Origin of the sequence: Streptomyces sp. NPDC101191, assembly GCF_044767915.1 — a bacterium.
In the GTDB taxonomy this organism is placed as follows: domain Bacteria; phylum Actinomycetota; class Actinomycetes; order Streptomycetales; family Streptomycetaceae; genus Streptomyces.
Genome location: NZ_JBIWOU010000002.1, coordinates 1,042,198 through 1,065,078 on the forward strand (window position 1 = coordinate 1,042,198; position 22,881 = coordinate 1,065,078).

A 22,881-nucleotide genomic window follows, 5' to 3' on the forward strand; every position below is an offset into this window, starting at 1 on the left:
TGTTCTCAAGCGAGAGCACCGCTCACGGTTTGGAGCGACGCTCACCAACAGTCTGCTCCAGGAGGCCCCGATGTCCGCTCAGCCGTCCGACCGCTCCGCCGCCGGCCCCGCTCACGTCATGAAGCCCGGTTGGTTCACGGTCAACGTCCTCAACCGCGCCGTCGCCTGGATGACCCGCCGCGGCATCAGCGTCTGGGGCTCCCGCGTCCTCGCCGTCCGCGGCCGCAAGAGCGGCGAATGGCGCCGCACCCCCGTCAACCTGCTGACGGTGGACGGCGCCCAGTACCTCGTCGCCCCTCGCGGCCACGTCCAGTGGACCCACAACATGCGCGCCGCCGGCGGCGGCGAGCTCCACCTCGGCAAGCACGTCGAGCCGTTCACGGCGGTCGAGATCGCGGACGACGACAAGCCCGTCCTGTTGCGCGCCTACCTCAAGCGCTGGAAGGCCGAGGTCGGCGTGTTCTTCCAGGGCGTCGGGCCGGACTCGACGGACGAGCAGCTGCGGGCCGTCGCGCCCAAGCACCCTGTCTTCCGCATCGTCCTCACCCCCACCGACGCGTGAGGGCGGTACGGATGCCATCCGTACCGCCCTTCAGGAGGCCCTCAGGACCGGTCGCGCGACCGGCCGCTCGACCGGCTCAGGAGGCTTCCGGCACCTGCCGGTCGGCGCCTTCCCCGGCCCCGGCCCTGGGCTCGGCCCCGGGCTCGGCACCGGCCCCGGGCTCGGCACCGGCCACTCCGTCCTCCGCCTCCAGGGCGGCGGCCTCCGCCGCCGCGTCCTCCTTGCTCGGCGCGACGCCGCGGCCTGCCGGGCCCACGCCCGCGGACGTGTCGATCCGGCGGTCCAGCAGGTCGAGGGCGCGGTGCGCCAGGCCGTTGCCACGGACCAGGCCGGCCAGCGTCGTCGATCCCCGTGTGATGTCCGTGAACGCCTTCCACGCGGGCCGCACGCCCGTGATCGTCGCGTGCAGCAGCCCCGGGCGCCGCTCGAACACCGCGAGCATCCGGCGGCCCACGGCCATCTCGACGCCGAGCCCGGCCTTGATGGCGAAGGCGTAGTTGAGCGCCTGCCGGCGCGCGTCGACCGCGTCGCCCGCCTCGGCGATCCGGACCGCCCACTCGCCCGCGAGGCGGCCCGAGCGCAGCGCGAAGGAGATGCCCTCGCGCGTCCAGGGCTCGAGGAGACCGGCCGCGTCGCCGCAGACCAGGACCCGGCCGCGGGAGAGCGGCGAGTCGTCGGTGCGGCAGCGGGTCAGATGCCCGGAGGAGACGGACGGTTCGAAGCCGGCGAGACCCAGCCGCGCGACGAAGTCCTCCAGATAGCGCTTGGTGGCGGCGCCCTCGCCGCGCGCCGAGATGACGCCCACGGTCAGCGTGTCGCCCTTGGGGAACACCCAGCCGTAACTGCCCGGCAGCGGACCCCAGTCGATGAGGACGCGGCCCTTCCAGTCCTCCGCCACCGACGGCGGGACGGGGATCTCCGACTCCAGCCCCAGGTCGACCTGGCCGAGCTTGACCCCGACGTGCGCCCCTATGCGGCTCGCGCTGCCGTCGGCACCGACGACCGCGCGGGCAAGGACCGTCTCGCCGTCGGCGAGGACGACGGCCACCGTGCGGCGGTCCGGAACCGCCGCACCGTGCTGCTCGACGCGGCTGACGGTGACTCCGGTGCGCAGCTCCGCGCCCGCCTTCTGGGCGTGCTCGACGAGCTGGGCGTCGAACTCGGGCCGGTTGATGAGCCCGAACAGCATGCGGCGGGAGCGCCGCGTGCGGGCGAAGCGCCCGTTGTTCTGGAAGGTGACCGCGTGCACGCGGTCCTGGAGGGGCAGTTCGAAGCCGGGCGGCAGCGCGTCGCGCGACGGGCCGATGATGCCGCCGCCACATGTCTTGTAGCGGGGCAGCTCGGCCTTCTCCAGGAGCAGCACCCGGCGTCCGGCCACGGCCGCCGCGTAGGCCGCCGAGGCCCCGGCGGGGCCGGCGCCCACGACGACCACGTCCCACACCGGCCGGCCCTCGTCCGGGCCCACCGCCCCCGCTCCAGCCTCTGCCGCTCCGGCGTCTGCGTTCTCGCTGCTCACGATGTGCTTCTGCTCCTGATCCGACCGGTGGTTCCTGCTCTGCACGCATCCTACGGCTCGGTAGCAGGGCCCGGCCGTGTCGCCCCGCGCCGTAGGATCGGCCATGCGTTCGCCGTACAACCGATACACGGCGTCGTCCTGACAACGTCGCACCCACCAGGAGCGTGCCCATGACCGCGAATCCGATCGCCGAGACCGTCGCATCACTGATGCCCCGCGCCAAGGCGGAGCTGACGGAGCTGGTGGCCTTCCAGTCGGTCGCGGACGAGGCGGTCGCCCCCCGCAGCGAGTGCGTGGCCGCCGCGAACTGGGTGGCCGACGCGCTGCGCGCCGAGGACTTCCAGGGCGTGGCGCTGCTCGACACCCCCGACGGTTCGCAGTCGGTGTACGGCGTGCTGCCCGGCCCGGCCGGCGCCCCGACGGTTCTGCTGTACGCGCACTACGACGTGCAGCCGATGCTCGTCGAGTCGGCGTGGGTGACCCCGCCCTTCCGGCTGACCGAGCGGGAGGACGGGCGCTGGTACGGGCGCGGCGCCGCCGACTGCAAGGGCGGTTTCGTGATGCACCTGCTCGCGCTGCGCGCCCTGAAGGCGAACGGCGGGGTGCCGGTCACCGTCAAGGTGATCGTGGAGGGCTCGGAGGAGCAGGGCACGGGCGGCCTCGAGCGCTACGCGGAAGCCCACCCCGAGCTGCTCGCGGCCGACGCGATCGTCATCGGCGACGCGGGCAACTTCCGGGTCGGCCTGCCGACCGTGACGGCGACCCTGCGCGGCATGACCATGATCCGGGTCACCGTCGACACGCTGCAGGGCAATCTGCACTCGGGGCAGTTCGGCGGTGCCGCGCCGGACGCGCTGGCCGCGCTGATCCGGGTCCTGGACTCGATGCGGGCCGAGGACGGCTCGACGGTCATCGACGGGCTGCCGGCGGACGCGGAGTGGGAGGGCCTGCAGTACCCGGAGGCCGACTTCCGCAAGGACGCGAAGGTCCTCGAGGGGGTGGACCTGCCGGGCAACGGCACGGTCGCCGACCGGATCTGGGCGCGGCCCGCCGTGACCGTCATCGGCATCGACTGCCACCCGGTGGCGGGTGCCACGCCGTCGATCCCGGCGACCGCCCGCGCGCAGATCAGCCTGCGCGTGCCGCCCGGCCAGGACGCGGCGAAGGCCACGGAGCTGCTGTTCGCGCACATCGAGAAGCACACGCCGTGGAACGCCCGGGTCAGCCTGGAGCAGGTCGGCCAGGGCCAGGCCTTCCAGGCGGACACGTCGAGCCCGGCGTACGTCTCGATGGCCGAGGCGATGAAGGTCGCGTACCCGGGCGAGGAGATGCAGACGGCCGGCATGGGCGGCTCGATCCCGCTGTGCAACACGCTGGCCACGCTGTACCCGGAGTCGGAGATCCTGCTGATCGGCCTGAGCGAGCCGGACGCGCAGATCCACGCGGTGAACGAGTCGGTGTCGCCGCAGGAGCTGGAGCGCCTGTCGGTGGCCGAGGCGCACTTCCTGCTCAACTACGCGCGCTCCAAGGCGTAGTTCCCCGGCCGTCACGCTCTGGGCGGAACTCGCCCAGAGCGTAGACGGGCCCCCAGGGGCGGTCCGCGGACGTACGTTCGCGGCATGGACCTCGTAGAGATCACTCCCCGGCTCCACATGCTGCGCTTCTCCGTCGGCCAGGCCTATGTATGGCGGGACGACACGGAGCTGACCCTCGTCGACGCCGGCTGGGCGGGCACGGGCGACGAGATCGTGACGGCGCTGCGCGGCGCGGGTCTCGACCCGTCCCGCATACGCCGGATCGTGCTCACCCACTGCCACCGCGACCATGTCGGCTCGGCGCAGGAGCTGGCCGACCGCTTCGGCGCGGAGATCCTGGCGCACACCCTGGACGCCCCCGTCGTCCGGGGCGAACTCCCGGTCCCCGCACCGGATCTGCTGGACTGGGAGAAGCCCCTGTACGCGCACGGGCTCACCGTCCCCGAGGCGTCGCCGACCAGGGTGGACCGCGAACTCGCGGACGGCGAGGAGCTCGGCTTCGGCGACGGCGCGGTGGCGGTGCACACGCCCGGGCACACGCCCGGTTCGCTCGCGGTCCATCTCCCGCGCCACGGCGTCCTGTTCACGGGCGACACGGTGGCCTCGGTCCCGGACGTCATGTTCGGCGTCTTCCACGTCGACCGCGCCGAGGCCCTGGCCTCCATGCGCCGCCTCGCCGCACTCCGCCCCTCGGTGCTGTGCTGCGGGCACGGGGAACCGGTGACCGAGGACGCGGCGGAGCGGCTGGCCGCGGCCGCCCTGCCCGGACCTGCCTAGACTCCTCAAGATCCCTGGTCGCAGCGGCCGGGGGTATCAGGGGAGGGATCCGATGAGGACAGCGGTCAAGGCCGCGGGCGCACTCGCGGCCGCGGTGCTGCTCTGGAGCGGTATACCGGCGGGCGCGGCACAGGCCGTGGGGGCCGCCGGGAGCCCGGGGGCCGCCGGGAGCGCCGTGGCGACGTCCACGGCGCCGTATCCGGGCGAACTCCGCGTGGTCAGCTGGAACATCTGCGGCGAGGCGGGCAGCCCGCGCGGCTCGGCCGGCTACTGCGCCTACCGCAACGAGCCGGCGGCGAAGACGGAGCAGGTGGCCCAGCTGGTCGCCGAGCAGCAGGCGAACGTCGTGATGCTGCAGGAGGTCTGCGGCTACGACGAGGCGGTTCCGGAGGCCCAGCGGCGACCCAACTGGGCCAAGAGCCACATGGCGTTGCTCAAGACCCGGCTCGGAGCCGGCTGGTCCTTCGCCCATGCGGTGGCCAACCGGGAGTCGGACCTGGACTCGGACTGCCGCGGGACCGCACTGGGCGGCGACGTCGGTGTGCTGCTGGCGGTGAAGGGGACCTTCGACGGCCCCGTGGAGCGGGTCGAGACGGTACCGGCCGAGCTGTCGGCACGCAGACTCCCGCTGCTGTGTGCGCGGATGACCGGCTACGCCGACAAGCTGTGCACCACGCACCTGATCCCGGGCGCGGCGGCGGTCGCCCAGCGTCAGGCCGAGTTCGTACGCGACTACCTCGCGCAGTCCCAGCCGGCCGGCGCGGTGCTCGGCGGCGACTTCAACCGCAGCTCGACCGCGGCGGAGCTCGCGCCCCTCACCGCCACCATGAACCGCTGCGTCAACAGCGACCACACCTACCAGTACTGGGACGCCGCGGCGGCGACTCCGAGCGTGCACCGGCTGGACCACCTGTTCGTGACGAAGCGCACGCAGGGGGCACGGTTCGTGAACTGCGCGGTCGACCGGACGCGTATGGACACGACGCAGAACACGGGCACGGAGGTGACCGACCCGCCCAACGGCTGGTCCGACCACGCACCGGTCATCGGCTACCTGCGCCCGGCCCCGGTGCCCGGGGACATGACCGGCGACGCCCGTCCGGACCTGGTCGCCGTGGACGACGCGGGCCGGCTGCGGCTGTACCCCGGCGACGGCACGGGTGCCCTCGGCTCGTCCACCCAGATCGGAAGCGGCGGTTGGGCCGGCGCGTCCGTCACGCACCGCGGCGACTGGACCGGCGACGGCCTGGAGGACCTGGTCGCCCGGGTCGGCGGTGAGCTGCGCGTGTACGCCAACCGCGGCGGCGGCCTCCTCGCCGCACCGGTGGTCGTCGCCGCCGTGCCGGCGACGGCCCGGGTCGTCGGCGCCGAGGACCACACCCACGACGGTCACCCCGACCTGGTCGTCACCTACGACGACCGGCTGTGGCTGTACGCGGGCGTGCGCGGCGCGACCCCCGGCGTGGCGGCGCCCGTGCAGATCGGCAGCTCCGGCTGGAACGTCATGACGCTCACCGCCCCGGGGGACGCCGACCGCGACGGCCGCACGGACCTGATCGCCCGGGACACCCGCAACGGTGACGTGTGGCTCTACCGGGGCCGGGACGACGGCGGTTTCGGCAGCCGCACCCTGTACGGCCACGGCTACGGCACCGTCAACCGGCCCCTCCTCGCCGGGGCCGCCGACGCGAACGGCGACGGCGTGGCGGACCTGTGGGCCACCACCGACGAGGGCACCGGCACGCTGATGTTCTACGCGGGCGGCACGAACTCCGACGGCGACCCGTCGGACGGTTCGCGCACGACAGTGGGCCTGAGCAGCTGGAACACGATCCGCGCGATCGCCTAGGTACAAAAGAGAGACGGCTTGGCGGCGGACTCGGCGGGCCGGAGCCCTGAGGGCCTGTCCCGGCCACCGGGGCCGGGGCGGGCCGGTCCTCGGGGCCGGGGCGGGCCGGTCCTCGGGGCCGGGGCGGAAGCAGCTCGGCTGCCCGTCCCCGGCCGACCGCTCACCGGCCGGTCGACCGACCGTCCGGCCTCCTGGGCCTCGGCCCACCCACCGCTCCCGGGCCCTCAGCCCACCGGCACGCCCGCCTCCAGGTTGAGCACCGTGCCCTGTTCGCGGGCGCGGAGGGCCCAGTGGAGGCGGGTGAAGCGGACCGGGGGGAGGAGGTCGGCGGCCTCCTCCTCGGTGACGAAGCGCCAGGCGCGGAGTTCGGCGCCGGGGAGGAGCAGCCGGGCGGCGTCGGCGGTGCCGAGTCGCCCGCCGTCGAAGAGGAGGCGGAGGCCGCCGTAGCCCGGCGGCTGGGGGCGTTCCCAGTCGACGAGGAGAAGGCGGGGGACGGTGTCGAGTTCGAGCCCGATCTCCTCGGCGACCTCGCGTATCCCGGCGCGGGCGGGCGCCTCGCCGGGTTCGACCACACCGCCGGGAAACTCCCAGCCGGGCTTGTACGTCGGGTCGACGAGCAGGAAGCGGTCCTGTTCGTCGAAGAGCAGGACGCCGGCCGCCAGGGTCTCGCCAGTGGGTTCGGGGGTCTGGACGATGCCGCAGGGCGCGGCGTGGCCCGCCGCGACGGCTTCGGCGATCGCCCGGGCGGCCTCGGCGGCGGTGAGCGCCGAGGTGTCGACGGCGTACGCGTCGGCGGCCAGCCAGCCGTCGAGGGCGTCGCGGAAGGGGCCGACGTGGTCGAGGCACCAGCGGCGGACGCGTTCGGCCGCCTGGGCGGGGGTCTCTCCCGACATGTCGGCGTAGGCCTCGGAGCCCGGCTCCCCCGCCACCCCGCCACCGGCGCCCGCCTCGGCGGCGAAGGCGGCCCGGCTGTCGATGCGGCTACGCAGGATCGTTTCGTCGGGAGCGAGCACGACGTGCCGCACCTCGATCCTGCGGGCGGCGAGGGCGCCGAAGACCTCGTCCCGGTAGTCCTGCCGGATCAGGGTCATCGGGACGACGAGCACCCCGCCGACCTCGGCGAGCATCGCGGCGGCCGCGTCCACGACCAGACGGCGCCAGATCGGCAGGTCCTGGAAGTCGGTGACCTCCGAGAGACGTTTCTGCGGAAGCAGTCGGCAGACGGCGCCGCCGACCAGTTCGGGGTCGTACAGGGTGCTGTTCGGGATCAGATCGACCAGCTCGCGCGCGGTGCTGGACTTCCCCGCGCCGAACGCACCGTTGATCCAGACGATCACGATTCCCCCTCTTCGGTTGCCCCCAGTGGACTGCCCGCACCACCCTGCCACGGAAACCCTCCGGTGGAAGAGGTCCGGTCGCAGCAGCGGGCAGCGGAACCGGGGCACGCCCCCGGCGCGTAACACATCCCGAGCCGTCGTCGTTGGAAACGGCGAGCACGAGGGGATGCGGAGATGGACCGAACGGTTCTGGAGTGGTTTCCGGCGGGAGGCCCTCGCGGCAGCCTGCCCGCGGAGGAGTTCGCCCACGCGCGGCGGGAGGAGGGCCTCCCCGCGCGCGTGGTGATGGATCTGGCGGCCGACGCCTTCCTGGTGATCGTGGAACAACGGAGGTCGGACACGGTGCCGGGCTGAACGGCGCGCGCGGGCGCCGGGCAGCGGGCGTCCTGAGCAGGACGCAGGGGTGCGGGCCGCGCGGCCCGCACGGTGCCGGGGAGCCGGCGTGGGCCATAGTGCCGGGCAGCGGGCGCCGGACGCCGAGTGCCCGGGGCAGCGCGCGCCGGACGCCGAATGCCCCGGGCAGCGCGCCTCGAACGCCGAATGCCCCGGGCAGCGCGCGTCGGGCACCGTGCGGCGGCTACCCTGCTCGCGATGCGCCCGCCCCGGCGGCCTCAGCCCCGCGGCGTCGCCGCGGCCGCCGCGCCCAGGAGCCCCGCGTCGGTGCCCGTACGCGCCGGAACGACCTGGAGCTCCCGCACGAAGGACAGCGTGGCGTACGAGCGGAGACTGCGGCGGAGCGGCGCGAAGAGGACCTCCCCGGCGCCCGCCACTCCCCCGCCGACGACCGCGATGTCGATCTCCACAAGGGTGGCGGTCGCGGCGATCCCCACCGCCAGGGCCTGGGCCGCGCGCTCGAACGACGCGACGGCCACCGGGTCTCCGGCGCGGGCGGCGACGGCCACCGCGGCGGCGGAGGTGTCGCCGTCGGGGCCTGGGCGCCAGCCGTTGTCCAGGGCGCGACGCGCGATGTGCGGGCCGCTGGCGATCCGCTCCACGCAGCCGCGTCCGCCGCAGGCGCACGGGTCGCCGTCCAGGTCCACGCTGATGTGGCCGATGTGACCGGCGTTGCCGGTGGGGCCGGGATGGACCCGTCCGTCGAGGACGAGACCGCCGCCGACGCCGGTGGAGACGACGAGACACAGCGCGTTGTCGTGGCCGCGCGCCGCACCCTGCCAGTGCTCGGCCGCCGTCATCGCGACGCCGTCGCCGACGAGGGTGACGGGCCGTCCGCCGCTCGCCCGGTGGACCCGCTCGACCAGCGGGAAGTCCCGCCAACCGGGCACGTTGACGGGGCTGACGCTGCCGGCCACCGCGTCGACGGGACCTGCGCTGCCGATGCCGACGGCACCCGCCGAGGCCCACAGCGGCGATCCGGCCAGCTCGTCGAGGACCGCCGTCACCGCCCCCATCACCGTCTCGCCGTCCTCCCGCGCGGGCGTGGGCCGCTGGGTCCGGACGCGGATCCGGCCACCGCCGTCGACCAGCGCTCCGGCGATCTTGGTGCCGCCGATGTCGAGGGCGACGACGAGCTCAGTGTGCATGGGCTCCGGGTCTCTGTGGGGACAGCGTGTGTGGGCTACAGTCTTCCCGCCTCTGACAACGTTGTCCAGGGCCTATGCTCGACAGCAACGAGATCGATACGCAAATGAGCGCGCCAGCGCACACCCGACGGAGGAACCGCACACCGTGGCCGACATCGCCCGCCGCCCCGAACATCGTTACGGCAATCGGCCCACGATGAAGGACGTCGCCGCCCGGGCGGGCGTCGGACTCAAGACCGTCTCACGGGTCGTCAACGGCGAGCCGGGCGTCACGCCCGACACCGAACGGCGGGTCCAGGAGGCCATCGACGCGCTCGGTTTCCGCCGCAACGACAGCGCGCGGGTGCTGCGCAAGGGACGTACGGCTTCGGTGGGTCTGGTCCTGGAGGATCTGGCCGACCCGTTCTACGGTCCGCTCAGCCGCGCCGTCGAGGAGGTCGCCCGGGCGCACGGGGCGCTGCTCATCAACGGCTCCAGCGCCGAGGACCCGGACCGGGAGCAGGAGCTGGCGCTCGCGCTGTGCGCACGGCGCGTGGACGGACTGATCGTCATCCCGGCGGGCGGTGACCACCGTTACCTCGAGCCGGAGATCAGGGCGGGCGTCGCCACCGTCTTCGTCGACCGGCCGGCGGGCGGGATCGACGCGGACGTCGTGCTCTCGGACAGCTTCGGCGGAGCGCGGTCCGGGGTGGCCCACCTGATCGCGCACGGGCACCGCCGGATCGGCTTCATCGGCGACCGGCCCCGTATCCACACGGCGACGGAGCGCCTGCGCGGCTACCGGACCGCGATGGAGGACGCGGGCCTGGACGTGGCCGAGGAGTGGGTGGCGCTCGGCCCGACCGACCCCGAGCGGGTGGCGGAGGCGGTCGGGGCGATGCTCTCCGGGCCCGAGCCGGTGACCGCCCTCTTCGCGGGCAACAACCGCGTGACGGTCACCGCCGTGCGGACCCTCGCGGGCCGGGACCGGCCGGTGGCCCTCGTCGGCTTCGACGACATCGAGCTCGCCGACCTGCTCGGCATCACGGTCATCGCCCAGGACGCGGCCGCGCTCGGCCGGACGGCGGCGGAGCGCCTGTTCCGGCGCCTCGACGGGATCGACGAGGCGCCGGCGACGGTCGTGCTCGGGACCCGGCTGATCGCCCGCGGCTCGGGCGAGATCCCGCCCGCTGGGTGACGGACCCGCGGGCGACGACCGGACGCCCCCCGTACGACGGCCTGACCGGGGATTTTCCCGAGGCCGCCGAGCTGCGCCGGTCCGGCTGCCTGGCCCCGTGACCGGGCCGAGCGTCGACCGGCGGCCGGACGGGGGCCGGACGGGGGCCGGACGGGCCGACATCGCGGACGCCCGTCCGCTCATCCGCCCGCGCAGCCCCCCGTCAGCCCGCTCATCCGCCCGCACAGCCCCCGTCAGCCCGCCCTGCCGCCCCGTCAGCAGACCGGCAGGCCGGGAACAGGCTGGTCGTTGTCGCCGCCCTTGAGGTAGACCACGCTGAAGTACACGTTGGTGTTGCCGCTGTCGTCGTCGGTCCTGGCCCACCAGATGTTGGTCCACTTGCCGTACGTCTCGCGCCGGCCCAGGTCGACCTGGCAGTAGAAGTAGTTCGCGCCGGCGTTCAGGATGCCCATCTCGCCGCCGTCGTGACGGTACGTCTTCTCCGTGCGCCACACCTGGCACTCGTACTTCCCGCCGCCCTGCGAGGTACAGCTGCCGGCCGGGGGTCGGGGTGCCGTACCGCCGCCGGTCGCGGCCGAACCGCCGGTCGTGCTTCCGCCCGTACTCCCCCCGCTGCTGCCGCCGCTGCCGCCGCCCGTCGTCGTGCCGCCCGCGGCGCCGCCCGGCACGGGCGCCTTCGACGGCGTCGAGGGCGAGGGAGTGGGCTTCCCCGACTCCTTCACGTCGTCCTTCTCGGCGTCGGCGGACGCCGAGGGGCTCCCGCTCGCGGTCTTCCGGCTTCCCGGGGCGCCCGGGTCGAGCACCCGCCCGGGGTCGGCGCTCGGGCTCGTCGGCGACTGCCCGCCGGCCAGCTGCCCCTGCTCCGCGCCGCCGTCCCGGTCGAGGAGGGCGTACGTCACGCCACCGCCGGCCAGCAGGACGGCGGCGACCGCGGCGGCGACGAGCGCACCGGAACGCCTGCGTGCCGTCCCGCCGTGCGCACCGGACGCCCGGGTCGGCGCGGACGGTCCGCCGTACCCGGCGGGTCCTGCGGACAACGGGACCGTTCCCGGCCCCTGCACCGGATGCCCGAGGGGCTGCGGCGCCGGCGGTACGGCCGGGCCGAATCCCGGCGGGCCGTGCGGTACGGCGTCGAGCTCGGTCGGCGCCCACGCCTGGGGCGTACCACCGGGCGGCGCGCCCGGGACGGGGGCCCCGGCGACGTGCGGCAGGCTCCCCCCGCCCGGCGCCGGCACGGCCGGGGCCGGTTCGTCGCGCCCCTCGGCCACGGCCGTGAGCAACCGTGCCGCCGTGCGCGCGTCGGGGCGCTGGGCCGGGTCCTTGTGCAGGAGCAGGCGGAGCACCGGGGCGAGGGGGCCCGCGCGGTGCGGTTCGGGCAGGGGCTCGACGACGATGGCGTTGAAGGTCTGCCACGTGGAGGTGCGGCGGAAGGGCGCGCTGCCCTCGACGGCCGCGTAGAGGGTGGCGCCCACCGCCCAGACGTCCGAGGCGGGACCGGGTTGATGGCCCTGGGCGCGCTCGGGGGCGAGGTAGTCGAGCGAGCCGACGATCTCGCCGCTGCGGGTCAGGTGGGTGGCGGAGCCGTCGCCGGGGTCGTCCATGGCCGCGATGCCGAAGTCGGTGAGGACGACGCGCCCGGACCGGTCGAGCAGGATGTTGCCGGGCTTCACGTCTCGGTGGAGCACGCCGACGTCGTGCGCCGCGGCGAGCGCCTCCAGGACGGCGGCGCCGATCCCCGCGGCCTCCCGCGGGTCGAGGGCGCCGCGATCGCCGAGCACACCGTCGAGCGAGGGCCCGTCGACGAGCTCCATGACGATGACCGGGCGGCCCTGATGGTCGGTCACGTCGTGGACGGCGACGACTCCCGGGTGCCGGACCCGGGCCGCGGCCCGGGCCTCGCGCTGCATCCGCAGCCGCAGGTCCTCCAGTTCGGGACCTGACGCGTCGTTGTAGGCGCGCAGTTCCTTGACGGCGACCTCACGGCCGAGGACCTCGTCGACCGCGCGCCAGACGACTCCCATGCCGCCGCGCCCGAGTTGCCGCACCAATCGATAGCGGCCCGCCAGCCGCTCGTACTCCCCCGATGACACCGATGCCCCGTTCCCTGTCGGCTGCGTTGGACGCGTACAGAGTACGGGGCGGCGGATGTGGCCCGTGGGAGCCGTCCGTCTACGGGGCGGTCGCCGTCAGGTCGCCGCGGCGGGGGGCCGCGAAGCGGTCGAGGTCCGCGCGGGTGAGGCCGGTGAGGGCGTCGACCTCGGCGGTGTCGAGGGCGCCGCAGTCGATGCCGCGCAGCAGGTAGGAAGAGAGGGCCTTGGCGGTGGCGGGCTCGTCCATGACGTCGCCGCCGGCCTGGTTCGCGTAGGCGGAGAGGCGCTTGGCGGCGGCCTGGAAGCCCTCGCGGTAGAAGGCGAAGACGGCGGCGTAGCGGGTGGGGATGTGCCCGGGGTGCATGTCCCAGCCCTGGTAGTAGGCGCGGGAGAGGGCGCGCCGGGTGAGGCCGTAGTGGAGCTTCCAGGCCTCGTGGACGTGGGCGGTGGAGCCGACCGGGAGGATGTTGGTGGAACCGTCGGAGACGCGTACGCCGGTGCCGGCGGCGGCGACCTGCATGATCGCCTTGGCGTGGTCGGCGGCCGGGTGGTCGCTGGCCTGGTAGGCGGCGGAGACGCCGAGGCAGGCGCTGTAGTCGAAGGTGCCGTAGTGGAGGCCGGTGGCGCGGCCCTCGGCGGCGTCGATCATGCGGGCGACGGTCGCGGTGCCGTCGGAGGCGAGGATGGCCTGGCTGGTCTCGATCTGGATCTCGAAGCCGAGGCGGCCCTCGTCGAGGCCGTGGGCCTTCTCGAAGGCCTCGACGAGGCGGACGAAGGCGGTGACCTGCTCGGGGTAGGTGACCTTGGGCAGGGTGAGGACGAGGCCGTCGGGCAGGCCGCCGTGCTCCATGAGCCCGGTGAGGAAGACGTCGGTGGTGCGGATGCCGCGGTCGCGTACGGCGGCCTCCATGCACTTCATCCGGATGCCCATGTACGGGGCGGCGCTGAGGTCCGCGTAGGCCTCGGTGATGATCCGCGCGGCGCGGGCGGCGTCGTGGTCCTCGTCCGTGCCGGCGTAGCCGTCCTCGAAGTCGACGCGCAGGTCCTCGATGGGCTCGCGCTCCAGCTTGGCGCGGACGCGGCCGTAGACGTCCTCGGCGAGGTCGTCGGAGAGGCCCAGGACGCCCGCGAAGGTGGCGGCGTCGGGGGCGTGCTCGTCGAGGGCGGCGAGCGCCTGGTCGCCCCAGGAGCGGATGGTGCCGGCGTCGAAGACGTTGCCGGGTACGTAGACGGTGTGGACGGGCTGGCGGGTGCCGGGGTCTCCCGGGTAACGACGGTCCAGCTCGGCGTCCACGGTGGCGAGGGAGGCGCTGATGCCCTCGCTGACCGCGCCCGCGAGGCTCGTCGACACCTTCTCCTGCTGACCCATCCCAGATCCTCCTGTTTTCCGCTGCACGGAATCAACAATCCGTATAGCGAAGTTAGTAGGCTGCCTCCGCTTGCGTCAATGGGTGTCCGTCCCCGGGTGGAACGGCCGGGGGCCGCGCGGTGAAGATCACCACGCGGCCCCCGGGACCGTACGGATGCGCAGGTCGGACGGATCAGCCCTTGCGGGCCTTGACCTCGTCGGTCAGCTGCGGGACGACGTCGAAGAGGTCGCCCACCACGCCGTAGTCGACGAGGTCGAAGATCGGGGCCTCGGCGTCCTTGTTGATGGCGACGATGGTCTTCGAGGTCTGCATACCCGCACGGTGCTGGATCGCACCGGAGATGCCGGAGGCGATGTACAGCTGCGGCGAGACCGACTTGCCGGTCTGGCCCACCTGGTTGGAGTGCGGGTACCAGCCGGCGTCGACGGCGGCGCGGGAGGCACCGACGGCGGCACCGAGCGAGTCGGCGAGCGCCTCGATGATCGCGAAGTTCTCGGCGCCGTTGACACCACGGCCACCGGAGACCACGATCGCGGCCTCGGTCAGCTCGGGGCGGCCGGTCGACTCGCGCGGGGTGCGGGCGGTCACCTTGGTGCCGGTGGCCAGCGCGCCGAAGGAGACCGTGAGGGCCTCGACGGCGCCGGCGGCCGGGGCGGCCTCCACGGGGGCCGAGTTCGGCTTGACCGTGATGACCGGGGTGCCCTTGGAGACACGGGACTTGGTGGTGAACGAGGCGGCGAACGCGGACTGCGTCGCGACCGGGCCCTCGTCACCGGCCTCCAGGTCCACGGCGTCGGTGATGATGCCGGAGCCGATGCGGACGGCGAGGCGCGCGGCGATCTCCTTGCCCTCGGCGGAGGACGGGACCAGGACGGCGGCCAGGGAGCCGGCGGCGGACACGGCCTCGTACGCGGCCTGGAGCGCGTCCACCTTCGGGACGACCAGGAAGTCGGCGAACTCGGGGGCGTCGGCGGTCAGGACGCGGGTGGCGCCGTGCTCGCCGAGGACGGCGGCGGTGTCGCCGGCGCCCTTGCCCAGCGCGACGGCGACCGGCTCGCCGATGCGGCGGGCGAGGGTCAGCAGCTCCAGGGTGGGCTTGCGAACGGCTCCGTCGACGTGGTCGACGTAGACGAGAATCTCAGCCATGGGACTTCAATCTCCTGCGGAAGAAACGGGGACGGCCTGAGGGGACGGCGCGGTTCGCGCGAGCCCTTAGATGAACTTCTGGCTCGCGAGGAACTCGGCGAGCTGCTTGCCGCCCTCGCCCTCGTTCGTGACGATCGTGCCCTTGGTGCGCGCGGGACGCTCGGTGGCCGAGTCGACCTTGGTCCAGGCGCCTTCCAGACCGACCTCTTCGGCCTCGAGGTCGAGGTCCGACAGGTCCAGGGACTCCACCGGCTTCTTCTTGGCGGCCATGATGCCCTTGAAGGACGGGTAGCGGGCCTCGCCCGACTGGTCCGTCACGGAGACGACGGCCGGGAGGGAGGCCTCCAGCTGCTCCGAGGCGGAGTCGCCGTCACGGCGGCCGGTCACGACGCCGTCCTCGATCTTGACCTCGGAGAGCAGCGTGACCTGCGGGACGCCCAGGCGCTCGGCCAGGATCGCCGGGAGGACACCCATGGTGCCGTCGGTGGAGGCCATACCGGCGATGACGACGTCGTAGCCGGTCTTCTCGATGGCCTTGGCGAGCACCAGGGAGGTGCCCATGACGTCGGTGCCGTGCAGGTCGTCGTCCTCGACGTGGACGGCCTTGTCGGCGCCCATGGACAGCGCCTTGCGCAGGGCGTCCTTGGCGTCCTCGGGACCGACCGTGAGGACGGTGACCTCGGCGTCGTCCGCCTCTTCGGCGATCTGCAGGGCCTGCTCGACCGCGTACTCGTCGAGCTCCGAAAGGAGGCCGTCGACGTCGTCGCGGTCGACCGTCAGGTCATCGGCGAACTTCCGGTCGCCAGTGGCGTCCGGCACGTACTTCACACAGACAACGATCCTCAAGCTCACGCCGGCTCTCCTACTGCATCGTCATAACTGGGCTGCGGTGTTGCTCGCAGCATAGGCGCCTGAAGGGCGGGTTTCCGGTCGGGGCGTCCGAAGCCCCGACCGAAATATTACTCGTCAGTACACCCAGTTCGTTACCAGTGAGCAAGCGCTCAGCCGTGTGACCTTGCCAACGCCCTGACGAGGGGCGCGTACGGGAACTCTCAGTCGCGCAGCGCGTTGAAGCGTCCCTGGTGGTACAGCAGGGGACGGCCCACGCCGTCCGGGTCGCCCGCGACGACCTGAGCGATGACGATGCGGTGGTCACCGGCCGGTACGCGGGCCACCACCCGGCACACCAGCCAGGCGAGGACGCCGTCGAGCACGGGCACGCCCTCGGGTCCCCGGCTCCAGCGGGTGGGGGCGGCGAAGCGGTCGGTGCCGCTGCGGGCGAAGGTGGCGGCCAGCTCCTGCTGGTGCTCGCCGAGTATGTGCACACCGATGTGCTCGGCCTCGGCCACCACGGGCCAGCTGGAGGACCCGGTGCCCACACCGAAGGAGATCAGCGGCGGATCGGCGGCGACGGAGTTGAGCGAGGTGGCGGTGAAGCCGACCGGCCGGTCCCCGTGCGCGGTGACGACCGCGACGCCGGCGGCGTGCTGCCGGAAGACGGAGCGGAGGAGGTCGGGAGAGCCGGGCCGGGGTGCGCCGACGGAGGGGAGGGAGGGAATCGTCGTGAGCGTGCGGAGCTCGGGCGAGACCGTCATGGAGTTGTCCTTCTGCGGTGGCGGCGGGAGAGGAGTGTCGGGTTCGTCAGACACCCGGACAGCGCGCGCTCGCGTTGCGGGCCAGGTCCACGTGGGCCCGGCCGAAGAGAAGGAGTTCTGAGGGCACTACGCCAGACTGACGATCGTTGACGTGTGCAGTCAAGTGCGTACCGGGATGTGGGAGATGTGTCACCGCGTCAGGGACCGTGCGGCGCACCGGGTCAGACCGCCCGTCCGAGCGCCGCGATGACGTCAGCCCTGCGGGGCTGCCCCGACGCCCGGCGGACGATCCGTCCGGCCCGGTCGAGGACGAGCACCGTGGGCGTCCGGACGATGCCGAGTTCACGGACGAGATCCAGCCGCTCCTCGGCGTCGATCTCGACGTGTCCGACTCCGTCGACCATGGCGGCCACCTCGGCGAGGGTCCTGCGGGTGGCCCGGCAGGGCTGACAGAAGGCGGTGGAGAACTGGACCAGGGTGGCCCGTTCCCCCAGCTCGGCGCCCAGCGCCGCCGCACCCAGGACCTCGGTCATGCCCACTGCCTCCTCGCGTACGTCCACACGGGGTGCAGCGTCCCACGGCACCGTTCGATTCCCGCCACGAACACCGGGAGTGACGAGAATCTCCCCGTACGAAGCCGTCAGGACTGGTCACGAGCCCCCACATGGGGCACGATCTGCCCAAAGCCGAAAACCTACGGCTGCGTAACTTCGCCGGGAGAACCCTCCCCAGGCACAGACGAAGGGGTTCCTCCCAGATGGCAGAGCTCGTCTATCGACCGGTCATCGGCGCCGCCAGGACCATGTTCAAGGCGCTGGACCTGAAGATCGACACTCAGGGTTCGCAGAACATCCCCCGCGTGGGCGGGGCGGTGATCGTGAGCAACCACATCAGCTATCTGGACTTCATCTTCACCGGTCTGGCCGCACTGCCGCAGAAGCGCCTGGTGCGATTCATGGCGAAGGACTCGGTGTTCCGGCACAAGGTCTCCGGCCCCCTGATGCGAGCGATGAAGCACATCCCGGTGGACCGGGCCCAGGGCGAGCACGCCTACGAGCACGCGCTGAAGGCGCTGCGGGCGGGCGAACTCGTCGGCGTCTTCCCCGAGGCGACCATCTCGCAGTCGTTCACGCTCAAGAGCTTCAAGTCGGGTGCCGCCCGCCTCGCCCAGGAGGCCGGGGTGCCGCTGATCCCGATGGCCCTGTGGGGCACCCAGCGGATCTGGACCAAGGGCCGGCCGCGCAACTTCAAGCGCAGCCACATCCCGATCACCATCCGGGTCGGCGAGCCGGTGGAGGCCCCGGCGGACCAGTACGCCGGGGCGATCACCCGGCGGCTGCGCGAGCGGGTCCAGGAGCTCCTGGAGGCCGCTCAGCGCGCGTACCCCGTGCGCCCCAGGGACGCGAGCGACACCTGGTGGGTGCCCGCGCACCTCGGGGGCACGGCGCCGACTCCGGAGGAGATCAAGGCCCGGGAGCAGTAGGCCCCGCCACCCGGGGCGACCGGACCCCGCGGCGAAACGTCTCTCCGGCCGTCACTCCGGGTCGCGGACGGTGATCCGTGCCCCGGGGCTCACCTTCCGCAGCGCCTCGGCGAGCTCCTCGCCCGCCGCGCGCAGCTCGTCCGGCGTCATCGGCTCCAGCGACTCCAGCAGGAAGAGCGCGTCGGTGGTGGCGTCGTCGATGCGGGTACGCGGGCCCTGGCGCCAGTTCCAGCGACGGCAGGTGACACCCGCCTCGTCGCACCAGACCACTTCCCCGGGCTCGGGGTGCTCCACGGTCTCCGCACCACCGGAGACGGTGACGAAGTCCTCCTCGCCGGTGGCCCGGACGAGCCGCATCCCGCCCTGGATCCTGTCGAGGTCCTCGCCCCCGACCGGGATCAGACGGGCCACGCTGACCGCGTTGTAGGCGTCGACGATCCGGTTGATCCGGGGCAGCCCGCCCGCCGCGCCGTCGGCGAGCGCCCGCCTGGCGAGCGCCTCCGCCGAGTTCCGGGTACGGGACGGCTTGGCGCCGAAGGCGGTGTACGCGGCGCGCCAGGCGGCGACGTGCGGGTCCTGGTCCGTGGTCCGGCCGTCGAGGCGCTCGGCGAGCCGGCGGGCCGCCTCGTCGAGCAGCGCCGCGCTGGTGGCGTCGCTGGGCCCGTTGACGAGCCCGCGGGCCTCGACGGCGAGGTGGGTGAAGCCGGGCACGAGGGCGCGGACCTCGTCGGAGACGGTGAGCGTCAGGGTCATGATCCGCCGTTCGGGGTTCGGAGTTCGCCGGGAAAGATCTTCCAGAGGTGGGGCCGGTCGGCAGCCGCCCGCAGGGCGCTCAGCACCACCGGATGCGGTTCAGCATAGAGCACCGGATAGTCCACTTCATTAAACTCCGGACGTACGGGCCAGGCCAGCCGCTCCCCGTCCAGCGAGAACTGCGCGTCGACCCCGGCCTTGTTGCCCCGCGGGTCCTGCCGGGCCCAGCCGGAGCGCCCGGGCAGCTTCACGGCGACGAGGCCGTGCACCATCGGGTCGGCACCGTCCTCGGTGAGCCGCTGATAGCAGAAGGCCGCGGGAAGGGAGCGCGCCCGCAGGAGGGCGGCGAGGGCGTGCGACTTGGAGACGCAGATGCCGTTGCGCGTGGCCAGCACGTCGGAGGCGCGCCAGGGGACGCGGAGATCGCCCGAGTCGGCGGAGTGCGGAATGGTGTCACGCACGAACTCATAGGCGACCTTGACGTATGAGTATGCGTCGGAATGCGCACCCCAGAGCCGGTCGGCGGTCTCCCGCACGAGCGGATGGGTGTGGTCGACCACCTCGTCGGCGGCCAAGTACGCAGTGATGTCGGGGTTCTGCTGGACGAGTTCCATGCGCCCGGAGCATAGGAATGCGACCGGACGGGGTCAATTCTTTTCCGTCCGGTCGCATACTCATGCAATTAGCGAGGAGGCTAGCGCGCCATCTCTTCCTTCAGCGCCTGGAGGAAGGCGTCGACGTCGTCCTCCTTGGTGTCGAAGGAGCACATCCAGCGCACGTCGCCGGCCGACTCGTCCCAGAAGTAGAAGCGGAAGCGCTCCTGGAGGCGGCGGCTGACCTCGTGCGGCAGCCGCGCGAAGACGGCGTTCGCCTGGACCGGATAGAGGATCTCCACGCCGTCCACGCCCCGCACACCGGCCGCGAGGCGCTGGGCCATCGCGTTGGCGTGCCGCGCGTTGCGCAGCCACAGGTCCTTGGCGAGCAGCGCCTCCAGCTGCACCGACACGAAGCGCATCTTGGACGCGAGCTGCATGGACAGCTTGCGCAGGTGCTTCATGTGGCTGACCGCGTCCGGGTTGAGGACGACCACGGCCTCGCCGAAGAGCATGCCGTTCTTCGTGCCGCCGTACGAGATCACGTCGACGCCCACCGCGTTGGTGAACGCGCGCATCGGCACGTCGAGCGACGCGGCCGCGTTGGCTATGCGGGCGCCGTCGAGGTGCACCTTCATGCCCTTGGAATGGGCGTGCTCCACGATGGCCCGGATCTCGTCGACCGTGTAGACGGTGCCGAGCTCCGTGTTCTGGGTGATCGAGACGACCTGGGGCATCGCCCGGTGCTCGTCCTCCCAGCCCCATGCCTGCCGGTCGATCAGCTCGGGGGTGAGCTTGCCGTCCGGGGTGGGCACGGTGAGCAGCTTGAGGCCGCCCATGCGCTCGGGTGCGCCGCCCTCGTCCACGTTGATGTGCGCGCTCTCGGCGCAGATCACCGCGCCCCAGCGGTCGGTGAGCGCCTGCAGCGCGGTCACGTTCGCCCCCGTCCCGTTGAAGACCGGGAAGGCCTCGGCCGAGGGGCCGAAGTGGCTGTGCATGATCCGCTGCAGGTGCTCGGTGTACTGGTCCTCGCCGTAGGCGACCTGGTGGCCGCCGTTGGCGAGGGCGATGGCCGCGAGGACCTCGGGGTGCGCGCCGGCGTAGTTGTCGCTGGCGAAGCCCCGGACCGACGGGTCGTGGTGACGACGGGCGTCGGTCACGGGGCCCAGGGCCGAGGTCACGGCTTGGGGGTCAGCCACAGGCGCTGTCCATTCACTTCCTGCGCGGGCCGGTCCCAGAGTCCGGCGACGGCCTCGGCCAGTTCCGTGACGTCGGTGAAGCCCGCGAACTTCGCATTCGGGCGCTCGGCACGCATGGCGTCGTGCACCAGTGCCTTGATCACCAGGATCGCAGCCGCCGCCTGCGGGCCGTCGTCGCCCCCCAGCTTGCGGAACGAGTCCGCCATGGCGAGCGTCCACGCCTCGGCCGCCGCCTTGCCGGCGTTGTACGCGGCGTTGTTGGCCTGCGGCTTGTGCGCGCCGACCTGGCTGATCAGCGCGTAGCGGCCGCGGCCGCCGCTGCGCAGCAGCCCGTCGTGGAAGGCGAGCGAGGTGTGCTGGACCGTGCGGATCAGGAGCTTCTCCAGGAAGTTCCAGTCCTTGAGGTCGGTCTCGACGAAGGAGCTGCTGCCGCGCCAGCCACCGACGAGGTGGACCAGGCCGTCGATCCGGCCGAACTCCTTCTCGGTCTTGGCGGCCCACTCCTTGGTGGCGTCCAGGTCCAGGAGGTCGACGGTGTCGCCGGTGACCGTGGCGCCGCCGTGCGCGTAGCGGGCCGCGTCCACGGCCTCGACCAGGCGCGCGGGGTCGGCGTCGGAGGCGACGACGGTCGCGCCCGCCTCGGCCAGGCGCAGGAGGGTGGCCCGGCCGGCCGGGCCGGCCGCGCCCGCGACCGCGATGACGGCTCCGTCCAGCGCCCCGCCGTTACCGTTACCGATCATCGTCGCCTCCCGCTCAGTCGCCTGTGCCGCCTCGTTCGGCTCTGCCGTGTCGGTCACGCGGCGGCCTGCCCGGCCCGCGCGGCGCCGGCGGCGGTGATGCCCTTGGTGGAGGCGATCACGGCCTTGAGCTTCTTCGCAAGGGCCTCATAGAACATGCTGAGCGGAAACTCGTCCGGAAGCACGTCGTCCACGAGCTTGCGCGGCGGCAGCGTCAGGTCCAGGGCGTCGGGACCCTTCGCCCAGGTGGAGCCGGGGTGCGGCGCCAGGTAGGTGGAGACCAGCTCGTAGGCCTTGAACCAGTGCACGAGCTTCGGACGGTCGATGCCGTCGCGGTAGAGCGTCTCGATCTCGGCGCAGAGCTGGTTGGTGATCTCCGGAGCGCGCTTCCAGTCGATCTTCAGCTTGTTGTCGGTCCAGCGGATCACGTCGTGCTTGTGCAGGTACGCGAAGAGCAGCTGGCCGCCGAGACCGTCGTAGTTGCGGTTGCGGTCGCCGGAGAGCGGGAAGCGGAACATGCGGTCGAAGAGCACCGCGTACTGCACGTCACGACCGTGCTCGTTGCCCTCGGCCTCGAGCTTCACGGCCTCCTTGAAGGCAGTGAGGTCGCAGCGCAGCTCCTCCAGGCCGTACATCCAGAACGGCTGGCGCTGCTTGATCATGAAGGGGTCGAACGGCAGGTCGCCGTGGCTGTGGGTGCGGTCGTGGACCATGTCCCACAGGACGAAGGCCTTCTCGCAGCGGTCCTGGTCGTCGACCATGGCGGCGATGTCCTCGGGCAGCTCGATGCCCAAGGTGTCGACAGCGGCCTCGGTGACCTTGCGGAAGCGGGCGGCCTCGCGGTCGCAGAAGATGCCACCCCAGCTGAAGCGCTCGGGGGCCTCGCGGACGGCGATGGTCTCCGGGAAGAGGACGGCCGAGTTGGTGTCGTAGCCGGCCGTGAAGTCCTCGAAGGTGATGCCGCAGAACAGCGGGTTGTCGTAGCGGGTGGCCTCCAGCTCGGAGAGCCACTCCGGCCACACCATGCGCAGCACGACCGCTTCGAGGTTGCGGTCCGGGTTGCCGTTCTGGGTGTACATCGGGAAGACGACCAGGTGCTGGAGCCCGTCCTGGCGGTTCGCCGCCGGCTGGAAGGCGAGCAGCGCGTCCAGGAAGTCCGGGACCTCGAAGCCGCCCTTCGCCCACTTGCGCAGGTCGGCGACGAGCGCGTGGTGGTAGTCGGCGTCGTGCGGGAGCAGCGGGGAGAGCTGCTCGACCGCGGCGGCGATGCGCTCGACGGTCTGCTCGGCGTGGGCCAGGGCCGGGGCGCCCTCGGCCGAGAAGTCGATGGAGCCGTCCGCGCTCTGCCAGGGGCGGAGCTCCTCCACGGCATTCTTGAGCTCGGGCCAGGCAGGGTGTTCGATCACCGGAGTGTCGGCGGATATCCCCCCACCGGTCACGTCCTGCACAAGAATTTCCGTCATGCCTCTTCCTCCACAGGAGAACCTCGCGTCAGCACAACGTAACCATGGCCGGATCTCTCCCACAAGGGGGGAAGGAAAAATTCTCCTGTGATACCCCCCATGGGACCGACAATTTTCCTGCGAGGTGGGGTTTGAGGCCGAGAAATACGGTGTTCCGC

General features: G+C 72.8%; 21 protein-coding genes. 7 read left to right on the forward strand and 14 right to left on the reverse strand.

Annotated elements, in window-relative coordinates; all coding sequences use genetic code 11:
* Nucleotides 1-70: 70 nt before the first annotated feature.
* The gene (locus ACIRQF_RS11520) at nucleotides 71-562 is read left to right on the forward strand and encodes a nitroreductase family deazaflavin-dependent oxidoreductase (RefSeq protein ID WP_404091128.1); all 492 of its coding nucleotides are present in this window, start codon (nucleotides 71-73) and stop codon (nucleotides 560-562) included.
* 76 nt (nucleotides 563-638) lie between these two features.
* Here ACIRQF_RS11520 and ACIRQF_RS11525 read toward each other — a convergent pair whose 3' ends face one another.
* The gene (locus ACIRQF_RS11525) at nucleotides 639-2,078 is read right to left on the reverse strand and encodes a geranylgeranyl reductase family protein (RefSeq protein WP_404091130.1); all 1,440 of its coding nucleotides are present in this window, start codon (nucleotides 2,076-2,078) and stop codon (nucleotides 639-641) included.
* A gap of 170 nt (nucleotides 2,079-2,248) precedes the next feature.
* Here ACIRQF_RS11525 and ACIRQF_RS11530 point away from each other — a divergent pair, with 170 nt between their 5' ends.
* The 3 genes from ACIRQF_RS11530 (at nucleotide 2,249) to ACIRQF_RS11540 (ending at nucleotide 6,239) form a co-directional block, all read left to right on the forward strand.
* The gene (locus ACIRQF_RS11530) at nucleotides 2,249-3,613 is read left to right on the forward strand and encodes a dipeptidase (RefSeq protein WP_404091133.1); all 1,365 of its coding nucleotides are present in this window, start codon (nucleotides 2,249-2,251) and stop codon (nucleotides 3,611-3,613) included.
* A gap of 84 nt (nucleotides 3,614-3,697) precedes the next feature.
* Nucleotides 3,698-4,390: an MBL fold metallo-hydrolase gene (locus ACIRQF_RS11535; RefSeq protein WP_404091136.1), complete on the forward strand. Its 693-nt coding sequence runs from the start codon at nucleotides 3,698-3,700 to the stop codon at nucleotides 4,388-4,390.
* Nucleotides 4,391-4,442: 52 nt separating this feature from the next.
* Nucleotides 4,443-6,239, forward strand: coding sequence for an FG-GAP-like repeat-containing protein (locus tag ACIRQF_RS11540; protein ID WP_404091139.1), 1,797 nt, complete (start codon nucleotides 4,443-4,445; stop codon nucleotides 6,237-6,239).
* Between the two features lie 224 nt (nucleotides 6,240-6,463).
* Here ACIRQF_RS11540 and ACIRQF_RS11545 read toward each other — a convergent pair whose 3' ends face one another.
* Nucleotides 6,464-7,576 (reverse strand): NUDIX domain-containing protein, encoded by a 1,113-nt coding sequence (locus tag ACIRQF_RS11545; protein ID WP_404091142.1) that lies wholly within the window; start codon nucleotides 7,574-7,576, stop codon nucleotides 6,464-6,466.
* 174 nt (nucleotides 7,577-7,750) lie between these two features.
* Here ACIRQF_RS11545 and ACIRQF_RS11550 point away from each other — a divergent pair, with 174 nt between their 5' ends.
* Nucleotides 7,751-7,930, forward strand: coding sequence for a hypothetical protein (locus ACIRQF_RS11550; protein WP_376631422.1), 180 nt, complete (start codon nucleotides 7,751-7,753; stop codon nucleotides 7,928-7,930).
* 257 nt (nucleotides 7,931-8,187) lie between these two features.
* Here ACIRQF_RS11550 and ACIRQF_RS11555 read toward each other — a convergent pair whose 3' ends face one another.
* Nucleotides 8,188-9,117, reverse strand: coding sequence for an ROK family protein (locus tag ACIRQF_RS11555; RefSeq protein ID WP_404091145.1), 930 nt, complete (start codon nucleotides 9,115-9,117; stop codon nucleotides 8,188-8,190).
* A gap of 145 nt (nucleotides 9,118-9,262) precedes the next feature.
* Here ACIRQF_RS11555 and ACIRQF_RS11560 point away from each other — a divergent pair, with 145 nt between their 5' ends.
* Nucleotides 9,263-10,294, forward strand: a complete 1,032-nt coding sequence (locus ACIRQF_RS11560; protein WP_376631425.1) for a LacI family DNA-binding transcriptional regulator — start codon at nucleotides 9,263-9,265, stop codon at nucleotides 10,292-10,294.
* Between the two features lie 254 nt (nucleotides 10,295-10,548).
* Here ACIRQF_RS11560 and ACIRQF_RS11565 read toward each other — a convergent pair whose 3' ends face one another.
* The 6 genes from ACIRQF_RS11565 to ACIRQF_RS11590 form a co-directional block, all read right to left on the reverse strand.
* Nucleotides 10,549-12,384, reverse strand: coding sequence for a protein kinase (locus ACIRQF_RS11565; protein ID WP_404091148.1), 1,836 nt, complete (start codon nucleotides 12,382-12,384; stop codon nucleotides 10,549-10,551).
* 79 nt (nucleotides 12,385-12,463) lie between these two features.
* Nucleotides 12,464-13,753 carry a DUF6986 family protein gene (locus ACIRQF_RS11570; protein ID WP_376631429.1) on the reverse strand — a complete coding sequence of 430 codons (1,290 nt, stop codon included), beginning with the start codon at nucleotides 13,751-13,753 and terminating at the stop codon, nucleotides 12,464-12,466.
* A 172-nt stretch (nucleotides 13,754-13,925) separates the two neighbouring features.
* Nucleotides 13,926-14,900 carry an electron transfer flavoprotein subunit alpha/FixB family protein gene (locus ACIRQF_RS11575; RefSeq protein ID WP_382478833.1) on the reverse strand — a complete coding sequence of 325 codons (975 nt, stop codon included), beginning with the start codon at nucleotides 14,898-14,900 and terminating at the stop codon, nucleotides 13,926-13,928.
* A gap of 66 nt (nucleotides 14,901-14,966) precedes the next feature.
* Nucleotides 14,967-15,752, reverse strand: coding sequence for an electron transfer flavoprotein subunit beta/FixA family protein (locus tag ACIRQF_RS11580; RefSeq protein WP_376631433.1), 786 nt, complete (start codon nucleotides 15,750-15,752; stop codon nucleotides 14,967-14,969).
* 200 nt (nucleotides 15,753-15,952) lie between these two features.
* Complete coding sequence (locus ACIRQF_RS11585) at nucleotides 15,953-16,495, reverse strand: flavin reductase family protein (protein WP_376631435.1); 543 nt, start codon at nucleotides 16,493-16,495, stop codon at nucleotides 15,953-15,955.
* Between the two features lie 221 nt (nucleotides 16,496-16,716).
* A complete protein-coding gene (locus ACIRQF_RS11590; RefSeq protein WP_382478835.1) occupies nucleotides 16,717-17,028 on the reverse strand; it encodes a TlpA family protein disulfide reductase in 312 nt (103 codons plus the stop codon).
* A 224-nt stretch (nucleotides 17,029-17,252) separates the two neighbouring features.
* On the opposite strand from ACIRQF_RS11590, the gene ACIRQF_RS11595 reads away from it, so the two are divergent.
* A complete protein-coding gene (locus ACIRQF_RS11595) occupies nucleotides 17,253-17,978 on the forward strand; it encodes a lysophospholipid acyltransferase family protein (protein WP_376631438.1) in 726 nt (241 codons plus the stop codon).
* Nucleotides 17,979-18,029: 51 nt separating this feature from the next.
* On the opposite strand, the gene ACIRQF_RS11600 is transcribed toward ACIRQF_RS11595, so the two are convergent.
* The 5 genes from ACIRQF_RS11600 to ACIRQF_RS11620 all read right to left on the reverse strand — a co-directional run bounded on the left by ACIRQF_RS11600 (nucleotide 18,030) and on the right by ACIRQF_RS11620 (nucleotide 22,723).
* On the reverse strand, nucleotides 18,030-18,731 hold the full coding sequence (locus ACIRQF_RS11600; protein ID WP_404091154.1) for a B3/4 domain-containing protein: 702 nt from the start codon (nucleotides 18,729-18,731) through the stop codon (nucleotides 18,030-18,032).
* Nucleotides 18,728-19,345, reverse strand: coding sequence for a transglutaminase family protein (locus tag ACIRQF_RS11605; protein WP_404091156.1), 618 nt, complete (start codon nucleotides 19,343-19,345; stop codon nucleotides 18,728-18,730). The genes ACIRQF_RS11600 and ACIRQF_RS11605 overlap by 4 nt, the downstream gene beginning before the upstream one ends.
* A gap of 80 nt (nucleotides 19,346-19,425) precedes the next feature.
* Entirely contained in the window at nucleotides 19,426-20,505 is a 1,080-nt protein-coding gene (locus ACIRQF_RS11610) for a threonine aldolase family protein (RefSeq protein WP_376631991.1), read from the reverse strand.
* Nucleotides 20,502-21,263, reverse strand: coding sequence for an SDR family NAD(P)-dependent oxidoreductase (locus tag ACIRQF_RS11615; protein WP_376631443.1), 762 nt, complete (start codon nucleotides 21,261-21,263; stop codon nucleotides 20,502-20,504). Before ACIRQF_RS11615 ends, ACIRQF_RS11610 begins: the two co-directional genes overlap by 4 nt.
* Nucleotides 21,264-21,316: 53 nt before the next feature.
* On the reverse strand, nucleotides 21,317-22,723 hold the full coding sequence (locus ACIRQF_RS11620) for a DUF6421 family protein (protein ID WP_382478844.1): 1,407 nt from the start codon (nucleotides 22,721-22,723) through the stop codon (nucleotides 21,317-21,319).
* Nucleotides 22,724-22,881: the final 158 nt, after the last annotated feature.